We start from the raw sequence: 21,343 nt of genomic DNA on the forward strand, positions 1-21,343 counted from the left end.
CGTCAGGCTGCCTCGTAGGTGATGCGACCATCGCAGATCGTGAATTTGGGAGCCAGGGCGGCGATGTCCTCGGCTGCGACCGCTTCGATGTCGCCGGAGAGCACGACCACGTCGGCGAGGTAGCCCGGCTTCAGGATGCCCTTGCGGTCTTCCATGAACTCGACCCAGGCGCTGGTGCGGGTATAGGCCTTCAGCGTCTCGTTGAGTGTCAGGCGGTGGTCGGGCATATCGTTCCTCCAGGGCTTGCGGGTCATGGCGTCATGGATGCACGACAGCGGCGGCAGCGGCGAGACCGGCCAGTCGGTGGCAAAGACGATCCGGGCACCGGCATCGACCAGCGTCTTCCAGGCAAATGCGTAGGGCCAGCGCTCCTCGCCGATATAGGTGAGGTAGGGTTCGAGGGGAAGCCCGGCCGAGCCCGGCGGGTGGGTGGGCTGCATCGAGGCGATCGTGCCGAGTTCGGCAAAGCGGGGAATGTCGTCGGGGTGGACCACCTCGATGTGCTCGACTCGGTTGCGGCTGTCGCGTTTGCCGTTGGCCTTGATCGCCGCCTCGTAGCCGTCGAGCACCATGCGCACCGCGCCGTCGCCGATGGCGTGGACCGCGACCGGCAGGCCGAGGCGGTCGGCCTCGACGGCGACCTGGTTGAAGTGCTCGGCGGAAAACAGCGGCTCGCCCTTCCAGCCGGGTTTGTGGGCGTAGTCGTCGACGAAGACGGCGGTCTCGCCTTCGGTCACGCCGTCCATGAAGACCTTGACGAAGTTGCAGCGCAGCTTGTCGGAGTTGAAGCGGTCACGCCAGGCGGCGGCCTTTTCCTCCAGATCGGCGATTGGCATGAAGTTCTTCATGTGGAAGGGCATGCGCACGCGGGCGGGCAGGCCTTCCGTGTCCTCGATCTCTTTCAGCAGTTCGAGCTGGTAGAGATTGCCGTCCATGTTCTGGAACGAGGTGATGCCGAGCGAGGCGCAGTAGGCGAGGCCCTGCTTGAGCACGGCGATATCACCCGCCCGCTCGGCCGCCGTGACACTCTCCGGTTCGCCGCCGGTGCCGACGCCCAACCCTTCGCGGCCGCCTGTCGCGCTCATGATGGCGACCGGCCGCATGGCATTGGACTCGCGCAGTTCGCCATTGGCCAATCCGTCGTCGCCCATGACGATCTCGTTGCCGACGCCGACATCGCGGCCCTGGAGAATGCCTGCCTTTTCGAGCGCGATCGTGTTGGCCCAGGCGGTGTGGCGATCGGGCGCGACCATCATGAAGGGACGGTCGGGAATGATGCGGTCGAGATGGTGGCGGGTGACGCGTTCTTCTTCCGATAGCACGGTATAGTCGACCGACTGGCCGACCAGAAGCTCGAGATGCGGATTGGCCGCGGCATAGGCGCTGATTGCAGTGCTCAGATCATCGAAGCCCTTGACCCCGAACAGCGACAGTTCGTTGAGCGCGACGGAGCCGCCGAAGATATGCATGTGGGCTTCGTTGAAGCCCGGCATGACCGTGGCGCCGCCGGCATCGATGATGCGGGTCGAGGGTGTCGCCAGTGCGGCGATCTCGGCGTCGCTGCCGACGGCTGCGATCCGGTTGCCGGCAATCGCCACGGCCTGCGCACGCGGCGCATCGTCGTCCATGCTGAGCACGCGTGCATTGCGAATGATGATGTCCATGGCCGTTCGTCCGTCTTGCTGGGTGTCTTCGACACGCTTGGGGCAGGGCGACGTCTTCGCCCTTCGGTTCGGGGTTCCGGGCGCGGAAGCGGTTGTTGCGTTCCCGCGCCGATGTCGGCCGTCAGGCCGCCTCGTGGGTGATGCGGCCGTCGCAGATGGTGACGGCGGGGCGGACCGTATCCATGATCTGGTCCGGGGCGACACGCTCGATGTCGTGCGACAGGATGACGATGTCGGCGAGGAAGCCGGGTTTCAGCTTGCCCTTGCGGTCTTCCATGAACTCGACCCAGGCGCCGATCGCGGTATAGGCCTCGAGAGATTCCATGAGCGTGAAGCGCTGGTCTGGCAGTCCATCCTTCCATGGCTTGCGGGTCAGCGCATCCTGGATGCACTGGAAGGGCGAAACCGGCGAGACCGGCCAGTCGGAGGCGAAGACGACAGGGGCGCCGGCCTCCTTCATCGTGCGCCAGGCATAGGCATATTCCCAGCGGTCCTCGCCGATGCGGGCATCGGTCGGCTCCAGCGGGAAGCAGGTGCCGCCGGGAACGTGGACCGGCTGCATGGAGGCCACCACACCGAGTTCCCTGAAGCGCGGAATGTCGGCCGGGTCGATGATCTCGATGTGCTCGATGCGGTGGCGGAGGTCTTGTCTGCCGTTCGCCTTGACCGCCGCCTCGTAGCCGTCGAGCGTCTGGCGGATGGCGGCGCTGCCGATCGCGTGCACGGCGACCTGCAGGCCGAGCGCGTCGGCCTTGGTGGCGATGGCGTTGAAGGCGTCGGCGGAGAACAGGGGCTCGTAGGTGTAGCCGGGGCGATCGCCGTAGCCTTCGAGCATGAAGGCGGTCTGGCTGTCGAGCACGCCGTCCATGAAGACCTTGACGAAGTCGCCGCGCACCATGTCGGTGGCAAACTCCTTCTTCCACTCCGCCGCCTTGTCGAGCTCGGCGAGATCCATGAAATTCTTCATGTGGAAGGGAATGCGGATGCGGCAGGGGAGTTCGCCCGCCTGCTCCAGGTCGTGCATCAGGCGCAGCTGGTAGTGGTTGCCGTCGAAGTTCTGGATCGAGGTGACGCCCCAGGAGGCGCAATATTCGAGGCCGTTCTTCAGGATCGCCCGGTCCAGCGCATATTGTTCAGGCGTGACGTTTTCCGGGTCCATGCCGGTGACCATGCCGAGTTCTTCGCGGCCGCCGGTCGAGGCGAGCGCGGAGACCGGACCGAAGGCATTGCCTTCGCGCAGTTCACCGCTGGCCATGCCGTCGTCGCCCATGACGACCTCATTGCCGACCCCGACATCCTTGCCGTGCAGCAGGCCGGCCTTTTCCAGCGCTGCGGTATTGGCCCAGGCGGTGTGATGGTCGGGGGCGAACATCATGAAGGGCCGATCGGGAAGGATCGCGTCGAGGTGGTGGCGGGTGACGGATTCGGTCAGCGAGATGATCGAATAGTCGGCGGAGAAGCCCATCAGCAGCGGTTCGCCCGGGTTGGCGGCGGCATAGTCCTGCATGGCCTTCTTCAGTGCCTCGAAACCCTGGATGCCGTGCAGGTTGAGCTGGCGCAGCGAAACCGAGCCGGGGAAGATGTGCATGTGGGCTTCGTTGAAACCTGGCAGCACGGTCGCGCCCTTTGCGTCGATCACTTTCGCAGACGGCCCGGCAAGCGCCGCGATCTCGTCGTTCGAGCCGACGGCAAGGATGCGGTTGCCGGCGACGGCGACGGCCTCGGCCCTGGGAGAAGCCGCGTCCATGGTCAGAACGCAGGCGTTGCGGATGATGAGGTCGGCGGTCTGGGGCATGGTGTCAGTCCTGCATAGGGTATGTGCGGCGGTCAGGCGCCAAGGCGGCTGAGGGCGCGGAAGAAGGCGAAATTGTCCTGCTTGAGTTCGTCGTCCAGCGGGTTGGGCTGCGACGAGAGTTTGACGATCACCGTTTCGGTCGATGGATCGACATAGAGCCACTGGCCGTGGATGCCGATGGCGCAGAAGGCGCCGTCCGGCTCGCCGGTCTGGTACCACTTGCTGCGGTAGCGACCGTTCGGCAGCATGGTCGGCTGGCTTGCCGCCCAGGCACTCGGGTCGCCGGCGGTCTGCATGTCCGTAACCCAGGCGGCGGGCACGACCTGACGGCCGTTCGCAGTTCCGCCGTCGAGCAGCATCTGGCCGACACGGGCGAGGTCGCGGGCCGTGACGCAGACGCCGCCGGCCGAACGGGCAGTGCCCGCGCCATCGACGCTGACCAGCGCATGGTTCTTCGCGCCGAGCGGCTTCCACAAGAGGTCGGAGAACAGGTCGGCATAGCGCCGGCCGGAGGCGCGCTCGATCAGGATGCCGAGCAGGTCGGAATTGGGCGAGGCATAGAAGAACGGGCCGCCATGCGGGCGGTCAGCCTTCTGCAGGGTCATCAGGAATTCGGTCAGGGTCTCGACCGGCGCGCCGGGTTCGGCCGGGTTCCACAGTGTCGAGCGGCGATAGCGGGCAAAGGCCCCGTCCTTGGTCAGATAAGCCTCGTCGAAGTCGAGGCTGACGCGCATGTCGAGCACGTCGCGAAAGCTGCAATCGCCATAGGCCGAGCCCTTGGCTTCGGGAATCAGGCTGATGACCGGGCAGTCCGGATCGATGACGCCTTGGTCCTGCAGCACGGCGGAGACCAGCGCGGTCAGCGACTTGCTGACGGAAAAGACGATGTGGCGCGCATTCACGTGCGTGTGCGGCGCGTAGTGTTCGGCGAGGATCTGGCCGCCCTTCATCAGGACGAAGGCGTTGGTATGGGCATGATCGAGGAAGGCGCGGGCGTCGGCCGTGCCGGCAAGCCCGGTCTCCAGCGCGGCATCGAGCAGGGGCGAGGCGGAGAGGGCGGTTTCCGGTTCCTCGGCGGCAGCGCGGATCTCGGTGATCGGCACCATCTCGCGCAGGTTCTGGAACGACCAGCGGCTATAGGGTGCGGTGCGCCAGTTGGCGATCGTCACGTCGCGGCGCTCAAAGCCGTAGGTCGTCTTGAATTCGGTGGTCATGGGACGCGGATCCTTGCAACGGGAGAGCCTAAGGGCTCTCCCGTCTTCGTGGCATTGGGATTTGGACCGGTTACTTCTGAATTTCGGTCCAGATCTTGGTGTAGATTTCCTGGACTTCCGGCTTGCAGGCGAGGTTGAACTTGCCGGCGGCCTTGGCCGATTCCGGGATGTTCACTTCCGGGGCCGTCTTCATGTCTTCCGGCATGAAGGCGTCCGAACCCTTGATGCCGTTCGCATAGCGGGCGAAGGCGGAAATCAGGGCGGCGTTTTCCGGTTCCATGATGAAGTTCAGGAACAGCTTGGCGTTGTCGACGTTCTTGGCGTCCTTCAGGATCGACGCATTGTCCATCCAGATCGGATAGCCTTCCTTCGGGTAGCCGTAGACGATGTTCGGGTTGGCAAGACGGCCGCGGAAGGTTGCGCCGTTCCAGTCGACCGAGGCAGCAAGGTCACCCTTGGTGTATTTCTCGACCGTGCCGTAGTCCATCGAGATCCATTTCGGCTTGGCGGCGACGAGCAGGTCGCGGACCTTCTTCAGCACTTCCATGTCGCCGGTGCAGGGTTCTCCGCCGGCATAGGTGACGGCGAGGTGCATGACGTCGGACATTTCCGGCACGACATTGACCTTGCCGACGAGTTCGGCCGGCGGGTCGAGGAAGATGGCCGAGGTGTTCGGATCGCCGGCATAGACCGACTTGTCGACGGCAACGCCGGTCGTGCCCCACTGCCACGGAACCGAATAGTGACGGCCCGGATCGAACGGTACGTCAACCCACTGCGGATCAATGTTCTTGAAGTTCTCCAGCTGGTCCGGACGGGACTCGAGCAGCAGGCCTTCGCCGATGAAGATCGGCATGGCGGATGCCGAGGGGACGACGATGTCGAAGCCGTGGCCGCCCTGGCGGATCTTGGCGAGCGCCGTGTCGTTGGAGTCGTAGTCGGTCAGGGTCACCTTGACCTTGAACTTCTCTTCGAACTTCTTGATCAGCTCGGGGTTGGTGTAGTTGCCCCAGTTGAAGATGTTCAGTTCACCTTCCGCATGGGCGAACGTCGCCGATGCGAGCAGTGCCAGCACGCTGGTCGCGAGCTTAAGGGTATGCTTCATGGTTCCCACTCCTGTTTTCTATTCGGTTTTTTCATTGGATCTGCTGAGGAAGAAGAAGATCGTGACGACCGCCAGCGACAGCAGCAGAAAGACTGTCGAGATGGCGTTCATTTCCGGCGTGATGGCACGGCGCAACTGGCCGAGCATGTAGGTCGGGAGGGTATCCTGACCACCGGATTTCACGAATTCGGTGATCACCACGTCATCGAGCGAGATGACGAAAGCCAGCATCAGGCCGGCGAGGATGCCGGGCCACAGCAAGGGCAGGGTGACATAGCGGAAGGCCTTGAACGGGGTCGCGTAGAGATCGGCGGCCGCGCGCTCGAGGGCCAGATCCATGCTTTCGAGGCGGGCGCGGATCGGCAGGTAGGCGAAGGGAATGCAGAAGGCGGTATGGGCCATGATCAGGTAGCCCAGACCGGAATAGCCGCTCCATACCTTGACGCGCGAGAAGAAGATCAGGAGCGCCACGGCGGTGACGATTTCCGGCACCATCAGCGGCATGTTGATGAAAGAATATTTGAACGTCAGGCCGCGATAGGGCTCGGTGCGGGTCGTGGCGATCGCCGCGAGCGTTGCGGCCGCCGTGGCGATGACCGCGGCGACGGCGGCGATCTCGACCGAACGGATCGAGGATTCGATCACCTGGCTGTTGTTCCAGGCGGCGGCGAACCAGCGCATCGAGAAGCCTTCCCACCGGGCGATCGACGTGCCCGAGTTGAAGGCATAGACCACCAGCGTGAAAATCGGCACGTAGAGGATGGCGAAGCAGAGCATCGCGATCGCGGCGAAGCCCGGCTGGACGCGGATGTCGAAGCGCTTATGCATGGCCGCCTCCGGTCTTTCCGGCATTCTTGACGTAGTAGAGCATGGCCGCCAGCACGATGATGACGAGCGTGATCGACAGCGAGGCGCCGAGCGGCCAGTTACGGCCCTGGCCGAACTGCAGCTCGATCAGGTTGCCGATCATCAGGTTCTTGCCGCCGCCGAGGATGCGCGGGATGACGTAGGACGACAGCGCCGGGATGAAGACCAGGATCGAGCCGGCGATGATGCCGGGCTTGACCAGGGGGATGATGATCCGGCGCAGCACCTGGAAGCGGGTGGCGTAGAGATCATAGCCGGCCTCGACGAGGCGGAAGTCGAGCTTTTCCATGCTGGCATAGAGCGGAAGCACCATCAGCGGCAGGTGCACATAGGCCATGCCGAGCAGGATGGCGAAGTCGGTATAGAGCATCTGGATCGGCGCCGAGATGACGCCGAGCTTCATCAGGATGGTGTTGACCAGACCTTCGTTGCGGATCATCTCCTGGATGGCGAAGCCGCGGATCAGCATGTTGGTCCAGAACGGGATGGTGACCAGGAAAAGCCAGACCTGGCGCAGATGGGCCGGGCGGCTGGCGATGAAATAGGCCGTCGGGAAGCCGAGGACCAGCGAGGCGATGGTGGTGGCGACCGCCAGCTTGATCGAACGCCAGAGGATGCTGACATGGGCGTCGGCGAGCGACAGCGTGTCGTCGAAGATGTCGCGTTCCAGGAACACGCTGAACCAGGCCTGGGTCGAGAATTCCCACTTGACGTCGCCGTAGCTGCCCGGAGCGAGGAAGGAATAGACCAGCACGATCAGCAGCGGGCCGACGCCGGCCAGCGTGATCAGGACAAGGGCCGGCGCGCTCAAGAGCCAGCGGTTGCGAATGTCCTTGCTTTTTGCCGCGCTCGCGGCTTCGGCTGCGGTGCTCATCCGTCAATCCCTCAGGATCTGCGCGGCCTGCGGGCCGAGGCGGATGGCGACACGCGATCCCTTCAAGTGAGGCACGCCGCCGGATCGCATGTTCTGCTCGCGCACGATGAAGGAATCGCCGCTGTCGAGCAGGACGTGGAAGTGGGTGTCGGTGCCGAAATAGATCGCATCGACCAGCTCGCCGTCGAAATTTCCGGTGCCAGGTGCGTCGAGTGAGGCATGTTCCGGCCGGATGACGACGGTGACCTTGCCGGAGGGGCGCCCCTTTTCGGGAAGCGAGGCTTCGATCACTGCGCCGGAGCCCAGGCGAACGCTGCCGGTCGTTTCGGACAGGTCGAGGATGTCGCCTGCCAGGAAATTGGATTCACCGATGAAGTCGGCGACGAAACGGTCGGCGGGACGCTCGTAGATTTCGTGGGCGGAACCGACCTGACGGACTTCGCCATTCGACATGACCGCGATGCGGTCCGACATGGTCAGCGCCTCTTCCTGGTCGTGGGTGACGAAGATGAAGGTGATGCCGGTTTCGGCCTGCACGCGCTTCAACTCGATCTGCATTTCCTTGCGCAGCTTGTAGTCGAGGGCCGACAGCGGCTCGTCGAGCAGCAGGACCTTCGGCTTGGGCGCAAGGGCGCGGGCGAGCGCCACGCGCTGCTGCTGGCCGCCGGAAATCTGGCTGACCTGCCGGTCCTTCATGGCCTCCATGTGCACCAGCGCCAGCATCTCGTCGACGCGGGCCTTGATTTCGGCGGCGGGCTTGCCCAGCATCTTCAGGCCGAAGCCGATGTTCTCGGCCACCGTCATATGGGGGAAGAGCGCATAGGACTGGAAGACCGTGTTGACCGGGCGCTTGAACGGCGGCAGCGGCGCAATGTCCTGGCCGTGGAGCAAGATCTCGCCGCTCGTCGGGAAGTCGAAGCCGGCGATCAGCCGGAGAAGCGTGGTCTTGCCGCAGCCCGAAGGTCCGAGCAGCGTGAAGAATTCGTTTTCCCGGATGGTCAGATGCACTCTGTCCAGCGCGGTCACCTGGGCATTGCCGTAGCCGTAGACTCGGCTCACACCCCGGATTTCGATTGCGGCCTCTTTCGATATCGAACTCAAGAAATATCCCCAGTTTCAAATGAATCTTTTCGGCAACATCCGCGTCCCGGAGCAGTCGATCTCAGGTCTCGTCCGGTAGGCTCGTCTGGCCATGGCGACGCAATAAGCGTGCCATGCACGGCAAAGTGAAGAATTCCTCCGCGTCCGTCCAATTCGTGGCGCGAAATGCCACGAACCGACGACAAATGCGCTGTCTTAGGCATCGTCAATCCTCCCGAGGCTCCTCCAAGCCCCATCCCGCCCGGAGCGGAATTTCTGCATGTTGCCGCAAATTTGGTCGCTTGACCATTTTTATTTCGCCAGTCGGGGTAAAATTTGAGCGCCACCGATTTTTGCCTCCGGCGGTGGCCATCTGCCGCCGCGGCAAATGCACCGAAATTGACGGGAATGCGCTGGTGCTGACTCTACCAGCCCGTGCATCGCCTTGTAAGTTCACGTTTTTTTTGGCTTGAACCGGCCGTCGATTTAGTTCTACGTTAGTTCAACAAGCGTTTTCGGCCATTGTCTTCTCGACGTCGGACAGGGCCGCTTCGTCCCCTTGGTATTTTCAATCTGGCTATCAGACGGCAGGAATTTCTTTTCATGGAACGGGTATTCGACGGTCACAACGACGTCCTGCTGAGGCTTTGGCGCGGACGGGCGAACGGGACCGACCCTGTCGCCGAGTTCGTCAACGGCACGAACGAGGGGCATATCGACGGACCGCGGGCCAAGGCTGGCGGCCTCGCGGGCGGTCTCTGCGCCATCTTCATTCCATCCCCCGGCGATTTCGCTCTCAAAGAGCCGGACGCCAATGGCCATTATGCGACGCCGCTCGAAGCGCCGCTTGCGCGCCCCCCGTCGCTCGACATCGCACTGCAGATGACATCGATCGCCCTGAGGCTCGACCGGGCCGGCGCCTGGCGGCTCTGTCGCACGACCGCGGAAATCCGCAAGGCCATGGACGACGGCGTGTTCGCTGCGGTCATGCACATGGAAGGCTGCGAGGCGATCGACGAGGATCTCGATGCGCTGGAAACCTTCTACGCTGCCGGGCTGCGTTCGCTCGGGCCGGTCTGGAGCCGCAACAATATTTTCGGCCATGGCGTGCCGTTCGCCTATCCAATGTCGCCGGACACCGGGCCGGGGCTGACCGCTGCGGGCTTCGAACTGGTGAAGGCCTGCAACCGGCTCGGCATCCTGGTCGATCTCGCCCACATCACCGAACAGGGCTTCTGGGATGTGGCGAAGACCAGCGATCAGCCACTCGTCGCCAGCCATTCCAACGTGCATGCGCTGACGCCGGTGGCGCGCAACCTCACCGACAAACAGTTCGACGCGATCAAGGAGAGCCGCGGCCTGGTCGGCCTCAACTACGCCGTCACCATGCTGCGCGATGATGCCCGGGACGACCCGGCAACGCCGCTCAGCGACATGGTCCGCCATGTCGACTACATGGTGGAGCGCATGGGGATCGACTGCGTGGCACTCGGTTCGGACTTCGACGGCGCCACGATTCCGGCCGAAATCACCGATGCGAGCGGCAACCAGAAACTGGTTGCGGCCCTCAGGGACGCCGGATACGCTGATCAAGAGCTTGCGAAAATATGCCGGGAAAACTGGCTGAGAGTTCTGGCATCCGCCTGGCACGAATAGCCCGCGGACGCTCTGGAAAACCGACCTAAAGCAAACAGGGGAACGAAGAAGATGATGCACTCATTGAACAAGACGATGCGCCTGCTGACCAGCAGTGCGGCCATGGCGCTGCTGCTCGCAGCCGCCCCGCAGGCCTTTGCCGCGACGCCGGCCGACACGCTGGTCGAGGGCTTTGCCTTCGACGACATCATCACGCTCGATCCGGGCGAGGCTTTCGAGCTGTCGACCGCCGAAATCACCGCCAACACCTACAGCAAGCTGGTCGGCCTCGACCCGTCCGACACCTCAAAGGTCGTCGGTGAGCTCGCCGAAAGCTGGACGATTTCCGACGACGGCATGACCTATACCTTCAAGCTGAAGCCCGGCCTGAAGTTCGCCTCCGGCAATCCGATCACCGCCGAAGACGTGGCCTACTCCTTCGAGCGCGCCGTCAAGCTCGACAAGTCGCCGGCCTTCCTGCTGACCCAGTTCGGTCTCTCCGGCGACAACGTCACCGAAAAGGCCAAGGCTGCCGATGAAGGCACCTTCGTCTTGACCGTCGACAAGGCCTACGCGCCGACCTTCGTGCTCAACGTGCTGACCTCGACGGTCGCTTCGGTCGTCGACAAGAAGCTCGTCTCCGAGAACGTCAAGCCGGTCACCCCGACCGCCGAATACAAGTATGATAACGACTTCGGCAACGAGTTCCTGAAGACCGGCTATGCCGGTTCGGGCCCGTTCAAGATCCGCGAATGGCGCGCCAATGAAGTGGTCGTGCTGGAGCGCAACGACAACTACTTCGGCGAAAAGGCGAAGCTCGCCCGCGTCATCTATCGCCACATGAAGGAAAGCTCTGGCCAGCGCCTGGCGCTTGAGAACGGCGACATCGACGTCGCGCGCAACCTCGAGCCGGGCGACATCGAAGCGGTCTCCAAGAAGGAAGGCGTGGCCACCACGTCGGCTCCGAAGGGCACGCTCTACTACTTCAGCCTCAACCAGAAGAACCCGAACCTGGCCAAGCCGGAAGTCATCGAGGCCTTCAAGTATCTCGTCGACTATGACGCGATCGGCGAGACCCTGATCAAGGGCATCGGCACCATCCACCAGACCTTCCTGCCGTCCGGCCAGCTCGGCGCGCTCGACGACACGCCCTACACCTTCGACGTCGCCAAGGCCAAGGAACTGCTGGCCAAGGCCGGCCTTGCCGACGGCTTCACCGTCACCATGGACGTGCGCAACACCCAGCCGGTCACCGGCATTGCCGAAAACGTCCAGCAGACGCTCGCCCAGGCCGGCATCAAGCTGGAAATCATCCCGGGCGACGGCAAGCAGACGCTGACCAAGTATCGTGCCCGCCAGCACGACATCTATATCGGCCAGTGGGGTTCCGACTATTTCGACCCGAACTCCAATGCCGAGACCTTCACCTTCAACCCGGACAATTCGGACGAGGGCAAGAACAAGACGCTGGCATGGCGCAATTCCTGGGACCCGAAGGAACTGTCGACCAAGACGCAGGCCGCTCTGCTCGAAAAGGATTCGGCCGCACGCGCCGCGATCTATGAAGACCTGCAGAAGCAGGTTCTCGCCGCAGGTCCGTTCGTCGTCGTCTTCCAGCAGACCGAAGTCGCCGGCTACTCGGCCAAGGTGAAGGACTTCAAGCTCGGCCCGAGCTTCGATACCAACTTCGTCTACACCGTTTCCAAGGACTGAGGCCCTTGGCCCTTCTCGAGACAAAAACCGAGGCGCGGCGCTCCGGCGCCGGCGCCTCGGCCTTCGCCATGTCGTCACTACGGTTCCTCTTGACCGTAGTGACGACTTATCTCGGCCTTCTGGCCGTGACCTTCTTCATCGGCCGCGTCGTGCCGATCGATCCGGCACTGGCGATCGTCGGCGATCGGGCGCCCGCCCATGTTGTCGAGCGCGTGCGTGAGGAACTGGGGCTCAACCTGCCGCTCTACCAGCAATTCTTCATCTATGTCCGCCAGGCCTTGACCGGCGACTTCGGTACGTCGGTTCTGACCACCAATCCGGTGATGACCGACATTCGCCGGGTCTTTCCCGCGACGATCGAGCTTGCCAGCGTGGGGACATTGATCGGCGCCGTGTTCGGCGTGCCGCTCGGTGTGCTTGCGGCCGTCAAGCGGGGTTCGATCGCCGACCAGATCGTCCGGGTCATCGGCCTGATCGGCTATTCCGTGCCGATCTTCTGGCTCGGCCTGCTGGCGCTGGTGTTTTTCTACGCGAAGCTCAACTGGGTCGCCTATCCGGGGCGGGTCGACATCCTCTACGAATACTCGTTCACGCCGGTGACCGGCTTCTTCCTGCTCGATGCCGCCTTTCAACGGCAGTGGGACGTGTTGTGGGACCTGTTTCGCCACATCATCCTGCCCGGCGCGCTGCTCGGCTATTTCTCGCTTGCCTATATCAGCCGGATGACCCGCTCCTTCATGCTGAACGAGCTTAGCCAGGAATATATCGTCGCCGCGCGTGCCAAGGGACTGTCCGAGACGCGGATCATCTGGTTCCATGCGCTGCGAAACGCCGCCGTGCCGCTGATTACCGTGATCGCGCTCTCCTATGCCGGCCTGCTCGAAGGCTCAGTGCTGACCGAGACGATCTTCTCCTGGCCGGGCCTTGGCCTCTACATCACCAATTCGCTGCAGAATGCCGACATGAACGCCGTGCTCGGCGGCACGATGATCATCGGTGCCGTGTTCATCGCGATCAATCTGCTCTCGGACATCCTGTACCGGACGCTCGACCCGAGGACGCGCAGCCGATGAGCGAGACACAAATGCAATCCACCCAAAGCCTGCGCGACTGGCTGCTCTCGGACCGGCCGCAATCGCGCCGCCAGGCCCGTCTCGGCCGCCTCTACATCATCTGGCAGCGGTTCTCCGAGAACCGCCTGGCGGTGCTCGGACTGCTGATCCTGATCGGCCTGCTGTTCGTCGCTGCCTTCGCCGACGTGCTCGCACCCCACTCGCCGGTGCAGGGGGACCTGCGCAATTCCCGGCTCCTGCCGCCGGGCACGGCCGGTTTTCTGCTCGGCACCGACGACCAGGGCCGCGACATCCTTTCGCGCCTGATCCACGGTTCGAGGCTCACGCTCTTCGTCATCTTCCTGGTGGCGATTATCGCCGCCCCGATCGGCCTGATCGTCGGCACGGTTTCCGGCTATGCCGGGGGCTGGGTCGATGCCGTGCTGATGCGCATCACCGACATCTTCCTCGCCTTCCCGAAGCTCGTGCTGGCGCTGGCGCTGGTGGCGGCTCTGGGCCCAGGCATCGAGAATGCGGTGCTCGCCATCGCCATCACCTCGTGGCCGCCCTATGCCCGCATCGCGCGCGCCGAGACGCTGACCTTCCGCAACTCGGACTTCATCGCCGCGGTCACGCTGATGGGCGCCTCACCACTGCGCATCGTCGTTTCCCACATCATGCCGCTGTGCATGTCGTCGCTGATCGTGCGCGTCACGCTCGACATGGCGGGCATCATCCTGACCGCGGCCGGCCTCGGCTTCCTCGGTCTCGGTGCCCAGCCGCCGCTGCCGGAATGGGGTGCGATGATCGCCTCGGGCCGCCGCTTCATTCTCGACCAGTGGTGGGTCGCGGCCATGCCGGGCTTCGCCATCCTCATCGTCTCGCTCGGCTTCAACCTTCTGGGCGACGGCCTGCGTGACGCGCTCGATCCGAAGGAGGCCGGCCAATGACGCCGCTCCTCACCGTTCAAAACCTGAAGGTCAGCTTTCCGACCCGCACCGGGCTGATCGAGGCCGTGCGCGGCGTCAACTTCACGCTCGGCAAGGAGCGGCTCGGCATCGTCGGCGAAAGCGGCTCCGGCAAGTCGCAGACCGGCCGCGCCATCATGGGACTGACGCCCGGCCACGCGAAGATCACCGCCGACACGCTCTCCTTCGGCGATACCGATCTCTTGTCGATCTCGAAACGCGAGCGGCGTTCGCTGCGCGGCAAGAAGATCGCCATGATCCTGCAGGATCCGAAATATTCGCTGAACCCGGTCATGCCGATCGGCCGGCAGATCATGGAAACCCTGCAGACCCACGAACGGTTGTCCAATGCCGAGACGCGGGCACGGGCGCTTGCCATGCTGGAGGCGGTGCAGATCAGCGATCCGGAACGCGTCTTCGATCTCTACCCGCACGAGGTTTCGGGCGGCATGGGCCAGCGCGTCATGATCGCCATGATGCTGGTCTGCGGTCCCGAACTGCTGATCGCCGATGAGCCCACCTCGGCGCTCGACGTCACGGTGCAGCTCGAAGTGCTGGGGATCCTCGACAAGCTGGTGTCCGAACGCGGCATGGGGCTGATCTTCATCAGCCATGACTTGCGTCTCGTTTCGTCCTTCTGCGACCGGGTGCTGGTCATGTATGCCGGGCGGGTGGTCGAGGAGTTGCCGGCATCGCGTCTCTCCGAGGCGCAGCATCCCTATACCCGGGGCCTGCTGAACTGTCTGCCGCAGATCAATTCCGACCGTCATCCCTTGCCCGTCCTCGAACGCCAGGCGGAGTGGGCGCTATGACCGTACCTGCACTTTCCATTCGCGACATGCTGGTGAGCTTCAATGGCTTCCGGGCGCTCGATGAGGTTAGCCTGGAAATCGCCGAGGGCGAATCCTTCGGCATCGTCGGTGAATCCGGCTCGGGCAAGTCGACGCTGCTGAGGGCAGTCGCCGGCCTCAACCGCTTCGACAGCGGCACGCTCACCGTCAACGGCCGCAGCTTCACCGGCCACAAGCGTGACCATGAATTCTATCGCACCGTGCAGATGGTGTTCCAGGACCCCTACGGCTCGCTGCATCCACGCCAGACGGTCGACAAGCTGCTGCTGGAGCCACTGGCCATTCACGGCTTCACCGACACCGAGACGCGGATCGCCCGTGCGCTTGACGAGGTGGGGCTGGGGACGGGCTTTCGTTTCCGATTCTCACACCAGCTGTCCGGCGGCCAGCGCCAGCGCATCGCCATTGCCCGGGCGCTGATCGTCGAGCCGAAGATCCTGCTGCTCGATGAGCCGACCTCGGCGCTCGATGCCTCGATCCAGGCAGAAATCCTCAACCTGCTCGAACAGGCGCGCCGGGATCGCGGCCTCACCTTCGTCATGGTGAGCCACGACCTGGCGGTCATCAGCCATATGTGCGAGCGGCTGGCCGTGATGAAGACCGGCAAGGTGGTCGAGGCGCTCGATGTCGCGCAGCTGCGCTCCAGGGAGTTCTCCACCGACTATACCCGCCAGCTCATGGTGGCGAGCGAGGGTTTCGTGCGGGAGGCCTGAGCGATCAGGCGACCCGATGCCCCTCGCGCCACACGGCTTTGAGGAACGGATGACCGTCGTGCAGGCCGACGCGGATGAGATCCGCGCGCTTGTCCGTGGCGATCTCGCCGCGGTCTGAAAGACCGGCTGCCTCGGCCGGCGCCTTCGTCACCAAACGTACGGCATCCGGCAGCGCGTAGGCGAGCGCCGGATCGGCTGCAATCAGGAAGGCGGCATCGAGCATGGAGCGCGGCACGTAGTCCGAGGCGAGGATGTCGATGAGCCTTTCCTCCAGCAGTTCGCGCACCGCGACATTGCCGGACTGCGAACCGCCGCGCACGATGTTGGGTGCACCGCCGACGATCAGCATGGAACGGGTGCGCGCTTCGCGGGCCGCTTCCAGCGTGCAGGGGAATTCCGAGATCGCCACGCCTTCGTCTGCGGCCAGATCGACATGCTCGATGTCGGTGTCGTCATGGCTCAAGAGCGGCAGGCCGCGCGTGCGGGCGAGCGCCACGACCTCGGGGCGCACCGTGCGGCCGATGTCCGACTTCTCGGCCACCATCTGGGCGATGCGGTCGCGGATGACCGCCTCGCTCTCGCCGCCCGCCTTCTGCAGGCGGTTGACGTAGGCATCCATGTCGCGGCTCTGGCGGATGCCGGGCAGGTGTTCCATCACCGAGACGACGCGTACCAGCGACCGGTCGATGTTGGCAGCGGTCAGTTCCGGTGTCCGTGGGTCGACGACTTCGCAGCGCAGGTGGATGAAATGTTCGGCGCGCAGCATGCCGGCGGCCTGGGCGCGCTCCAGCACGTCGATCATCGGGCCGAGGATTTCCGCCCGTTCGCTGTCTTCCGAGGAAACCCCGACGCACAGGCTGTCGAACACGGTGGTCACGCCGCCGCCGATGATCTGGGCGTCGTGCGCGAGGACGGCGCGCATATAGTCCCAGCGGACATGCGCGCGGGGATAGACGTGCTTTTCGAAATGGTCGGTGTGGATGTCGACGAGGCCGGGCAGCAGGTAGTCGCCGCCGAAGTCCAGCGCGCCGGAAACCGGCGAACCGGCCTCGACGGAAACGATCCGGGCATCCTCGACGACAACCGTGCCATGGATAACTTGATCGGCCAGCACGATCCGCGCATTGCCGATGACGAGGCGATCGTTCGCGGCGTTGGGGCGCGGCTCGCCATTCTGAAAGGTCTCGACCAGCATCGTGCATCCTCGTTTCGGGTCAAGGGAGATCGGGGATGTCCATGCGACTCACGCGGGCCCCCGTGTGCGAGTGTGCATAGCGGCGGCATATGACTGTTCTATGTCGGTGGCGTCGGTTGTCTGCCTAAAGGACCGACAGCGCTTCGTCCGCGATCACCTGTTCCTCGTCGGTCTCGATGACCATCACCCGCACGCTTGAACCGGCCGTCGATATGATCGGGGCATTGGCAGCATTGGCGCTCTCGTCCAGTTCGACGCCGAGGAAGGCGAGGCGGCCGCACACCGCGCGGCGGATCGGCGGCTGGTTTTCGCCGATACCCGCGGTGAAGACCAGGGTGTCGAGCCCGCTGATGGTGGCGGAGAGCCTGGCGACCTCGCCGGCGATGCGGAAGGTGAAGACGTCGATCGCTTCGGCGGCCTCCGCGGCGCTGCTTTCGAGCAGGGCACGGCTGTCGGCGCTGATGCCGGAGAGGCCGATCAGGCCTGACTTGTGGTAGACGATGTCCTCCACCTCTTCGCGCGAGAGGCCCAGGCGCGCCATGAAGTGGAAGATCACGCCCGGATCGAGCGCGCCGGAGCGGGTCGCCATGGGGATGCCGTCGATGGTCGAGAAACCCATCGAACTGTCGCGGCTCAAGCCGTCCTTGATCGCGCAAATGCTGGCGCCGCTGCCGAGATGGGCAACGATGGTTCGCGCCTTGCCGAGATCCGGGCCGATCTTCGTCAGTGCGCCGGCGATGTACTTGTAGGACAGGCCATGGAAGCCGTAGCGCTTAATGCCCCGGGCGAAGTATTCGCGCGGAATGGCGAAGCGCTGGACCGTCGGCGACTGGGTCCGGTGAAAGGCCGTGTCGAAGGAGGCGGTCTGCGGCAGATGCGGCTTCAGGTGGCGGATCGCCTCGATCAGGCGCAAGTTCTGCGGCTGGTGCAGCGGCGCAAGCGGGGTTAGCGCGGCGATCTTTGACAGCGCCGCGTCGTCGATCAGCACCGGGCCGGCAAAGACGTCGCCGCCATGCACGACGCGGTGGCCGACGGCGGTCACGGCATCGATGTCGAAATGGTCGGCGAGCCAGCCGAAGGTTTCGTCCAGCACCTCGTGCAGCACGTCGCCGCCCTCCGCCTCTAGCGGCACATCGAACACTTCAGGGCCTTCGACCAAGTGGAAGGTCAACGGCTTGTGGCGGAAGTCGATCATGCCCTTGCCGATGCGCCGCGCCTTGCCGTCCTCGCGCCGGAAAAGGCCGATCTTTACCGTCGAAGATCCGGCATTGAAGGTGAGGAGCATCTTCTCCCTCATTGGGCCGGCAGCCCTTGTGCCGCACGCTTGGCGGCGACCAGCTTGGCGAGCGCGGCCGAAGCGATACGGACCTTGAGGCTGTCGGAGCGGCTGGTGAGGATGATCGGCACGCGGGCGCCGAGCACCAGGCCCGCGGCATCGGCGCCGGCGAAATAGAGCAACTGCTTGGCCAGCATGTTGCCGGCCTCGAGGTCGGGCACGAGCAGGATGTCGGCCTGGCCGGCGACCGGCGAAACGATGCCCTTGGTGCGGGCGGCTTCGAAGCTGATGGCATTGTCGAAGGCCAGCGGCCCATCGACGCTGCCGCCGGTGATCTGGCCGCGCGCCGCCATGACGGTGAGCGCGGCTGCGTCGAGCGTCGCCTGCATCTTGTCGTTGACCGTCTCGACCGCGGCGAGCACGGCAACCTTGGGATTGGGATTGCCGAGCAGCCGCAGGAGATCGATGGCGTTCTGGCAGATGTCGCGCTTGTGGTCGAGGGTGGGCGCGATGTTGATCGCCGCATCGGTGACCACCAGTAGCTTTTCATAGGCCGGCACGTCCATGGCATAGACATGGCTGATGCGCCGCGCGGTCTTGAGGCCCGAACCGGGGGCGACGACGGCTCCGAGCAGTTCGTCGGTGTGCAAGCTTCCCTTCATCAGGGTGGCGACCTTGCCGGCGACCGCCAGTTCGACGGCCTTTTCGGCAGCGGCATGGCTGTGCTCGACCGAGATGATCTCGAAACCGTCGAGCGAGATACCGGCTTGTGCCGCGGCGGCGCGGATCTTGGCCTCCGGTCCGATCAGGATCGGGTCGAGCAGGTTCTCGTCGCGGATCTCCAAGGCCGCCTGGATCGCCTCGGGCGAGCAGGGATGAACGAGGGCGGTCCTGATCAGCGGCAGGGCGCGCGCCTCCGCAATGATATCTTCAAAGCGATCATGGTGCTGCGCCACTATGGTCGGCAGCGCGACCTGCGGCCACTCGACCCGTTCGAAGGGGGCAATCACGGTCGCCTGACCGCTCAGCACGTCCTCGCCGTTCTGGTTGGTGCAGCGCGTGTCGAACACCACGATGCGCTTGTCGGCACGCTTCTCCGTCACCGTGACGATCGCGGTGATCGTGTCGCCGGGGAAGACCGGCTTCTGGAAGCGCAGTTCCTGGCCGAGATAGATCGTGCCGGGGCCGGGCAGTCTGGTGCCGAGCACGGCCGAGACCATGGCCGCCGTCCACATGCCGTGGGCGATGATGTGGCCGAAGAAGTCCTTCTCGGCGAATTTGGGGTCGACATGGGCGGGACTGAAGTCGCCCGAAGCGAGCGCGAACAGCTCCATGTCTTCGCGGCCGATGGTACGGGCGATCGTGGCGCTGTCGCCGACCTTCAGCTCGTCGAAGGTGCGGTTCGTAAGCAGGGTCTGGTTCATGGCTGCTCTATCTCTGATGGACGTAGGTGCCGGGCGCGGCTTCCTTGGCGACGTAACCGTTTTCGCTCGATCCCATCGGCGGCGGAGCAACCTTATCCGGTGAGGAATGGGATGCAAGCCAGGTCGACCAGGCCGGCCACCAGGAACCCTCCTGCGACGGGCATTCGGCCATCCATTCCTCGGCGCTGACGCAGGGGTCGACGGCCTTCTTCGTCGTCGTGCGGAAATGACGGTGGGGATGGCCCGGCTCGCTGACGATACCGGCATTGTGACCGCCGCTGGTCAGCACGAAGGTGACGTCGGTGTCGGTCAGGTAATGAATCTTGTAGACCGATGTCCACGGCGCGACGTGGTCGCGCTCGGTGCCGACGGCAAACACCGGAACGCGAATGTTCTGCAGCGCTGCCGGGCGCTCGTCGACCATGAAGCGGCCGGAGGCGAGTTCGTTGTCGAGGTAGAGGCGCTGAAGATATTCCGAGTGCATGCGGAAGGGCATGCGGGTGGTGTCGGCATTCCAGGCCATCAGGTCGTTGAGGGGCGTACGTTCGCCCATCAGGTAGTCGTGCACGATGCGCGACCAGACGAGATCGTTGGAGCGCAGGAGCTGGAAGGCGCCCGCCATCTGGTCGGCGGAGAGGAAGCCGCGATTCCACATCACGCTTTCGAGGAAATGCAGCTGGCTGTGATCGATGAACAGGGCGAGTTCGCCGGGTTCGCTGAAATCCGTCTGGGCGGCAAAAAGCGTGACCGAGGCCAGCCGCTCGTCCTTCGCCCGCGCCATGGCGGCTGCGGCGATCGACAGGAGCGTGCCGCCGAGGCAATAGCCGGTCGCATGGATCTTGCGCTCCGGCACGATGGCATTGATTGCGTCAAGCGCTGCCATGACGCCGAGCCGACGGTAGTCGTCGAGGTTCAAGTCGCGGTCGGCGGCGGTCGGATTGTGCCAGGATATGCAGAACACGGTGTGGCCTTGGCTGACCAGGTAGCGGATCAGCGAATTCTCCGGCGAGAGATCGAGGATGTAATATTTCATGATCCAGGCCGGAACGATCAGGATCGGTTCGGCATGGACCGTCTCGGTCGCGGGCGTATACTGAATGAGTTCTATCAGGCGGTTGCGATAGACGACCCGGCCCGGAGTGACCGCAACGGTCTCGCCGGGCTGAAAAGCCTCCGTGCCGGAGACCGGCTGCTGGGTCAGCTGGCGGTTGGTGTCCTCGATGAAATTGCGGACACCTTCGAGGAAGTTCATGCCTCCGGTTTCCAGTGCCCGCTTCTGCACCACCGGATTGGTCAGCGGTGAATTCGACGGCGAGAACATGTCGAGGATCTGGCGCGTGGCAAAGGAGATCACGTCCTCATGATGCGGCGCGACGCCCGGCACGTCATTGGTGACATTGTGCCACCATTGCTGGTTCAGCAGGAAGCACTGTTTCATCACGTTGTAGGGAAAGTGCTGCCATTCCTCGCCCTTGAACCGGTCGTCGCCCGGCAGGGGCTCGATGCAGGGAGGCGTTTGCGGATCGACGGCGGCGGCCGCCATGTGGGCCGCAAGGCGGTTGCTTTTGCGCACTGCCTTCTGCGCCAGTTCCAGCCGCTTTCCCGGCGCCATGGCCAGGTGGACCGCCCAGTCGTAGATCGCAAGCGACAGGGCCGCGGGCGATAGGCCGCCGGTCATGGGCGCGATCAGCGCCTCGTTCATGCGCGTCAGTGCCTCGAAGCCGGCGGCCTGGGACCCATCGTCGAACCCCATGACATCAAGCGCCGTATCCATGTTGGCACGCGACGGGTCACCGGCCCGGACCATACTCGATATAGACATGCGATCTTCTCCAGCACGCTTCGGCGTGTCGTTTCCGCCCACGGATAGCCCAGCATTATGACGGGTACGCGACCGTTCCATCCGCCTTCCGGCGG

The 21,343-nt window shown here is 64.2% G+C and carries 17 protein-coding genes; 6 read left to right on the plus strand and 11 right to left on the minus strand.

Annotated features, from left to right (window positions below; genetic code table 11):
* Positions 1–2 precede the first annotated feature (2 nt).
* The 7 genes from AC07Y0_RS01690 to AC07Y0_RS01720 form a co-directional block, all read right to left on the minus strand.
* On the minus strand, positions 3–1,664 hold the full coding sequence (locus AC07Y0_RS01690; RefSeq protein ID WP_498673920.1) for an amidohydrolase: 1,662 nt from the start codon (positions 1,662–1,664) through the stop codon (positions 3–5).
* 121 nt (positions 1,665–1,785) lie between these two features.
* Positions 1,786–3,459, minus strand: a complete 1,674-nt coding sequence (locus AC07Y0_RS01695; protein WP_498673922.1) for an amidohydrolase — start codon at positions 3,457–3,459, stop codon at positions 1,786–1,788.
* A gap of 32 nt (positions 3,460–3,491) precedes the next feature.
* A complete protein-coding gene (locus tag AC07Y0_RS01700; RefSeq protein WP_498673924.1) occupies positions 3,492–4,673 on the minus strand; it encodes a serine hydrolase domain-containing protein in 1,182 nt (393 codons plus the stop codon).
* 70 nt (positions 4,674–4,743) lie between these two features.
* Complete coding sequence (locus tag AC07Y0_RS01705) at positions 4,744–5,778, minus strand: extracellular solute-binding protein (protein ID WP_498673926.1); 1,035 nt, start codon at positions 5,776–5,778, stop codon at positions 4,744–4,746.
* 18 nt (positions 5,779–5,796) lie between these two features.
* Positions 5,797–6,606, minus strand: a complete 810-nt coding sequence (locus tag AC07Y0_RS01710) for an ABC transporter permease (RefSeq protein ID WP_028738527.1) — start codon at positions 6,604–6,606, stop codon at positions 5,797–5,799.
* On the minus strand, positions 6,599–7,519 hold the full coding sequence (locus AC07Y0_RS01715) for an ABC transporter permease (RefSeq protein WP_498673929.1): 921 nt from the start codon (positions 7,517–7,519) through the stop codon (positions 6,599–6,601). Before AC07Y0_RS01715 ends, AC07Y0_RS01710 begins: the two co-directional genes overlap by 8 nt.
* Positions 7,520–7,522: 3 nt before the next feature.
* On the minus strand, positions 7,523–8,620 hold the full coding sequence (locus AC07Y0_RS01720; RefSeq protein WP_498673931.1) for an ABC transporter ATP-binding protein: 1,098 nt from the start codon (positions 8,618–8,620) through the stop codon (positions 7,523–7,525).
* Between the two features lie 582 nt (positions 8,621–9,202).
* Here AC07Y0_RS01720 and AC07Y0_RS01725 point away from each other — a divergent pair.
* The 6 genes from AC07Y0_RS01725 to AC07Y0_RS01750 all read left to right on the plus strand — a co-directional run bounded on the left by AC07Y0_RS01725 (position 9,203) and on the right by AC07Y0_RS01750 (position 15,531).
* On the plus strand, positions 9,203–10,255 hold the full coding sequence (locus AC07Y0_RS01725; RefSeq protein ID WP_498673933.1) for a dipeptidase: 1,053 nt from the start codon (positions 9,203–9,205) through the stop codon (positions 10,253–10,255).
* A 51-nt stretch (positions 10,256–10,306) separates the two neighbouring features.
* Positions 10,307–11,947: an ABC transporter substrate-binding protein gene (locus AC07Y0_RS01730; protein WP_498673935.1), complete on the plus strand. Its 1,641-nt coding sequence runs from the start codon at positions 10,307–10,309 to the stop codon at positions 11,945–11,947.
* A gap of 68 nt (positions 11,948–12,015) precedes the next feature.
* Entirely contained in the window at positions 12,016–13,020 is a 1,005-nt protein-coding gene (locus tag AC07Y0_RS01735) for an ABC transporter permease (RefSeq protein WP_498680157.1), read from the plus strand.
* Positions 13,017–13,949 (plus strand): ABC transporter permease, encoded by a 933-nt coding sequence (locus AC07Y0_RS01740; protein WP_498673938.1) that lies wholly within the window; start codon positions 13,017–13,019, stop codon positions 13,947–13,949. Before AC07Y0_RS01735 ends, AC07Y0_RS01740 begins: the two co-directional genes overlap by 4 nt.
* Positions 13,946–14,779 carry an ABC transporter ATP-binding protein gene (locus AC07Y0_RS01745; RefSeq protein ID WP_498673939.1) on the plus strand — a complete coding sequence of 278 codons (834 nt, stop codon included), beginning with the start codon at positions 13,946–13,948 and terminating at the stop codon, positions 14,777–14,779. The genes AC07Y0_RS01740 and AC07Y0_RS01745 overlap by 4 nt, the downstream gene beginning before the upstream one ends.
* Entirely contained in the window at positions 14,776–15,531 is a 756-nt protein-coding gene (locus AC07Y0_RS01750; protein ID WP_498673942.1) for an ABC transporter ATP-binding protein, read from the plus strand. The genes AC07Y0_RS01745 and AC07Y0_RS01750 overlap by 4 nt, the downstream gene beginning before the upstream one ends.
* 4 nt (positions 15,532–15,535) lie before the next feature.
* On the opposite strand, the gene AC07Y0_RS01755 is transcribed toward AC07Y0_RS01750, so the two are convergent.
* The 4 genes from AC07Y0_RS01755 to AC07Y0_RS01770 form a co-directional block, all read right to left on the minus strand.
* Positions 15,536–16,726, minus strand: a complete 1,191-nt coding sequence (locus AC07Y0_RS01755; RefSeq protein ID WP_498673944.1) for an alpha-D-ribose 1-methylphosphonate 5-triphosphate diphosphatase — start codon at positions 16,724–16,726, stop codon at positions 15,536–15,538.
* 124 nt (positions 16,727–16,850) lie between these two features.
* Positions 16,851–18,023: an acetate/propionate family kinase gene (locus tag AC07Y0_RS01760; protein ID WP_498673947.1), complete on the minus strand. Its 1,173-nt coding sequence runs from the start codon at positions 18,021–18,023 to the stop codon at positions 16,851–16,853.
* Entirely contained in the window at positions 18,020–19,426 is a 1,407-nt protein-coding gene (locus AC07Y0_RS01765; protein ID WP_498673949.1) for a bifunctional enoyl-CoA hydratase/phosphate acetyltransferase, read from the minus strand. The genes AC07Y0_RS01760 and AC07Y0_RS01765 overlap by 4 nt, the downstream gene beginning before the upstream one ends.
* Before the next feature lie 7 nt (positions 19,427–19,433).
* Positions 19,434–21,179, minus strand: a complete 1,746-nt coding sequence (locus tag AC07Y0_RS01770; RefSeq protein ID WP_498680158.1) for a PHA/PHB synthase family protein — start codon at positions 21,177–21,179, stop codon at positions 19,434–19,436.
* Between the last annotated feature and the right edge of the window lie 164 nt (positions 21,180–21,343).

The organism is Allorhizobium sp. GW101-3B10 (assembly GCF_059424725.1).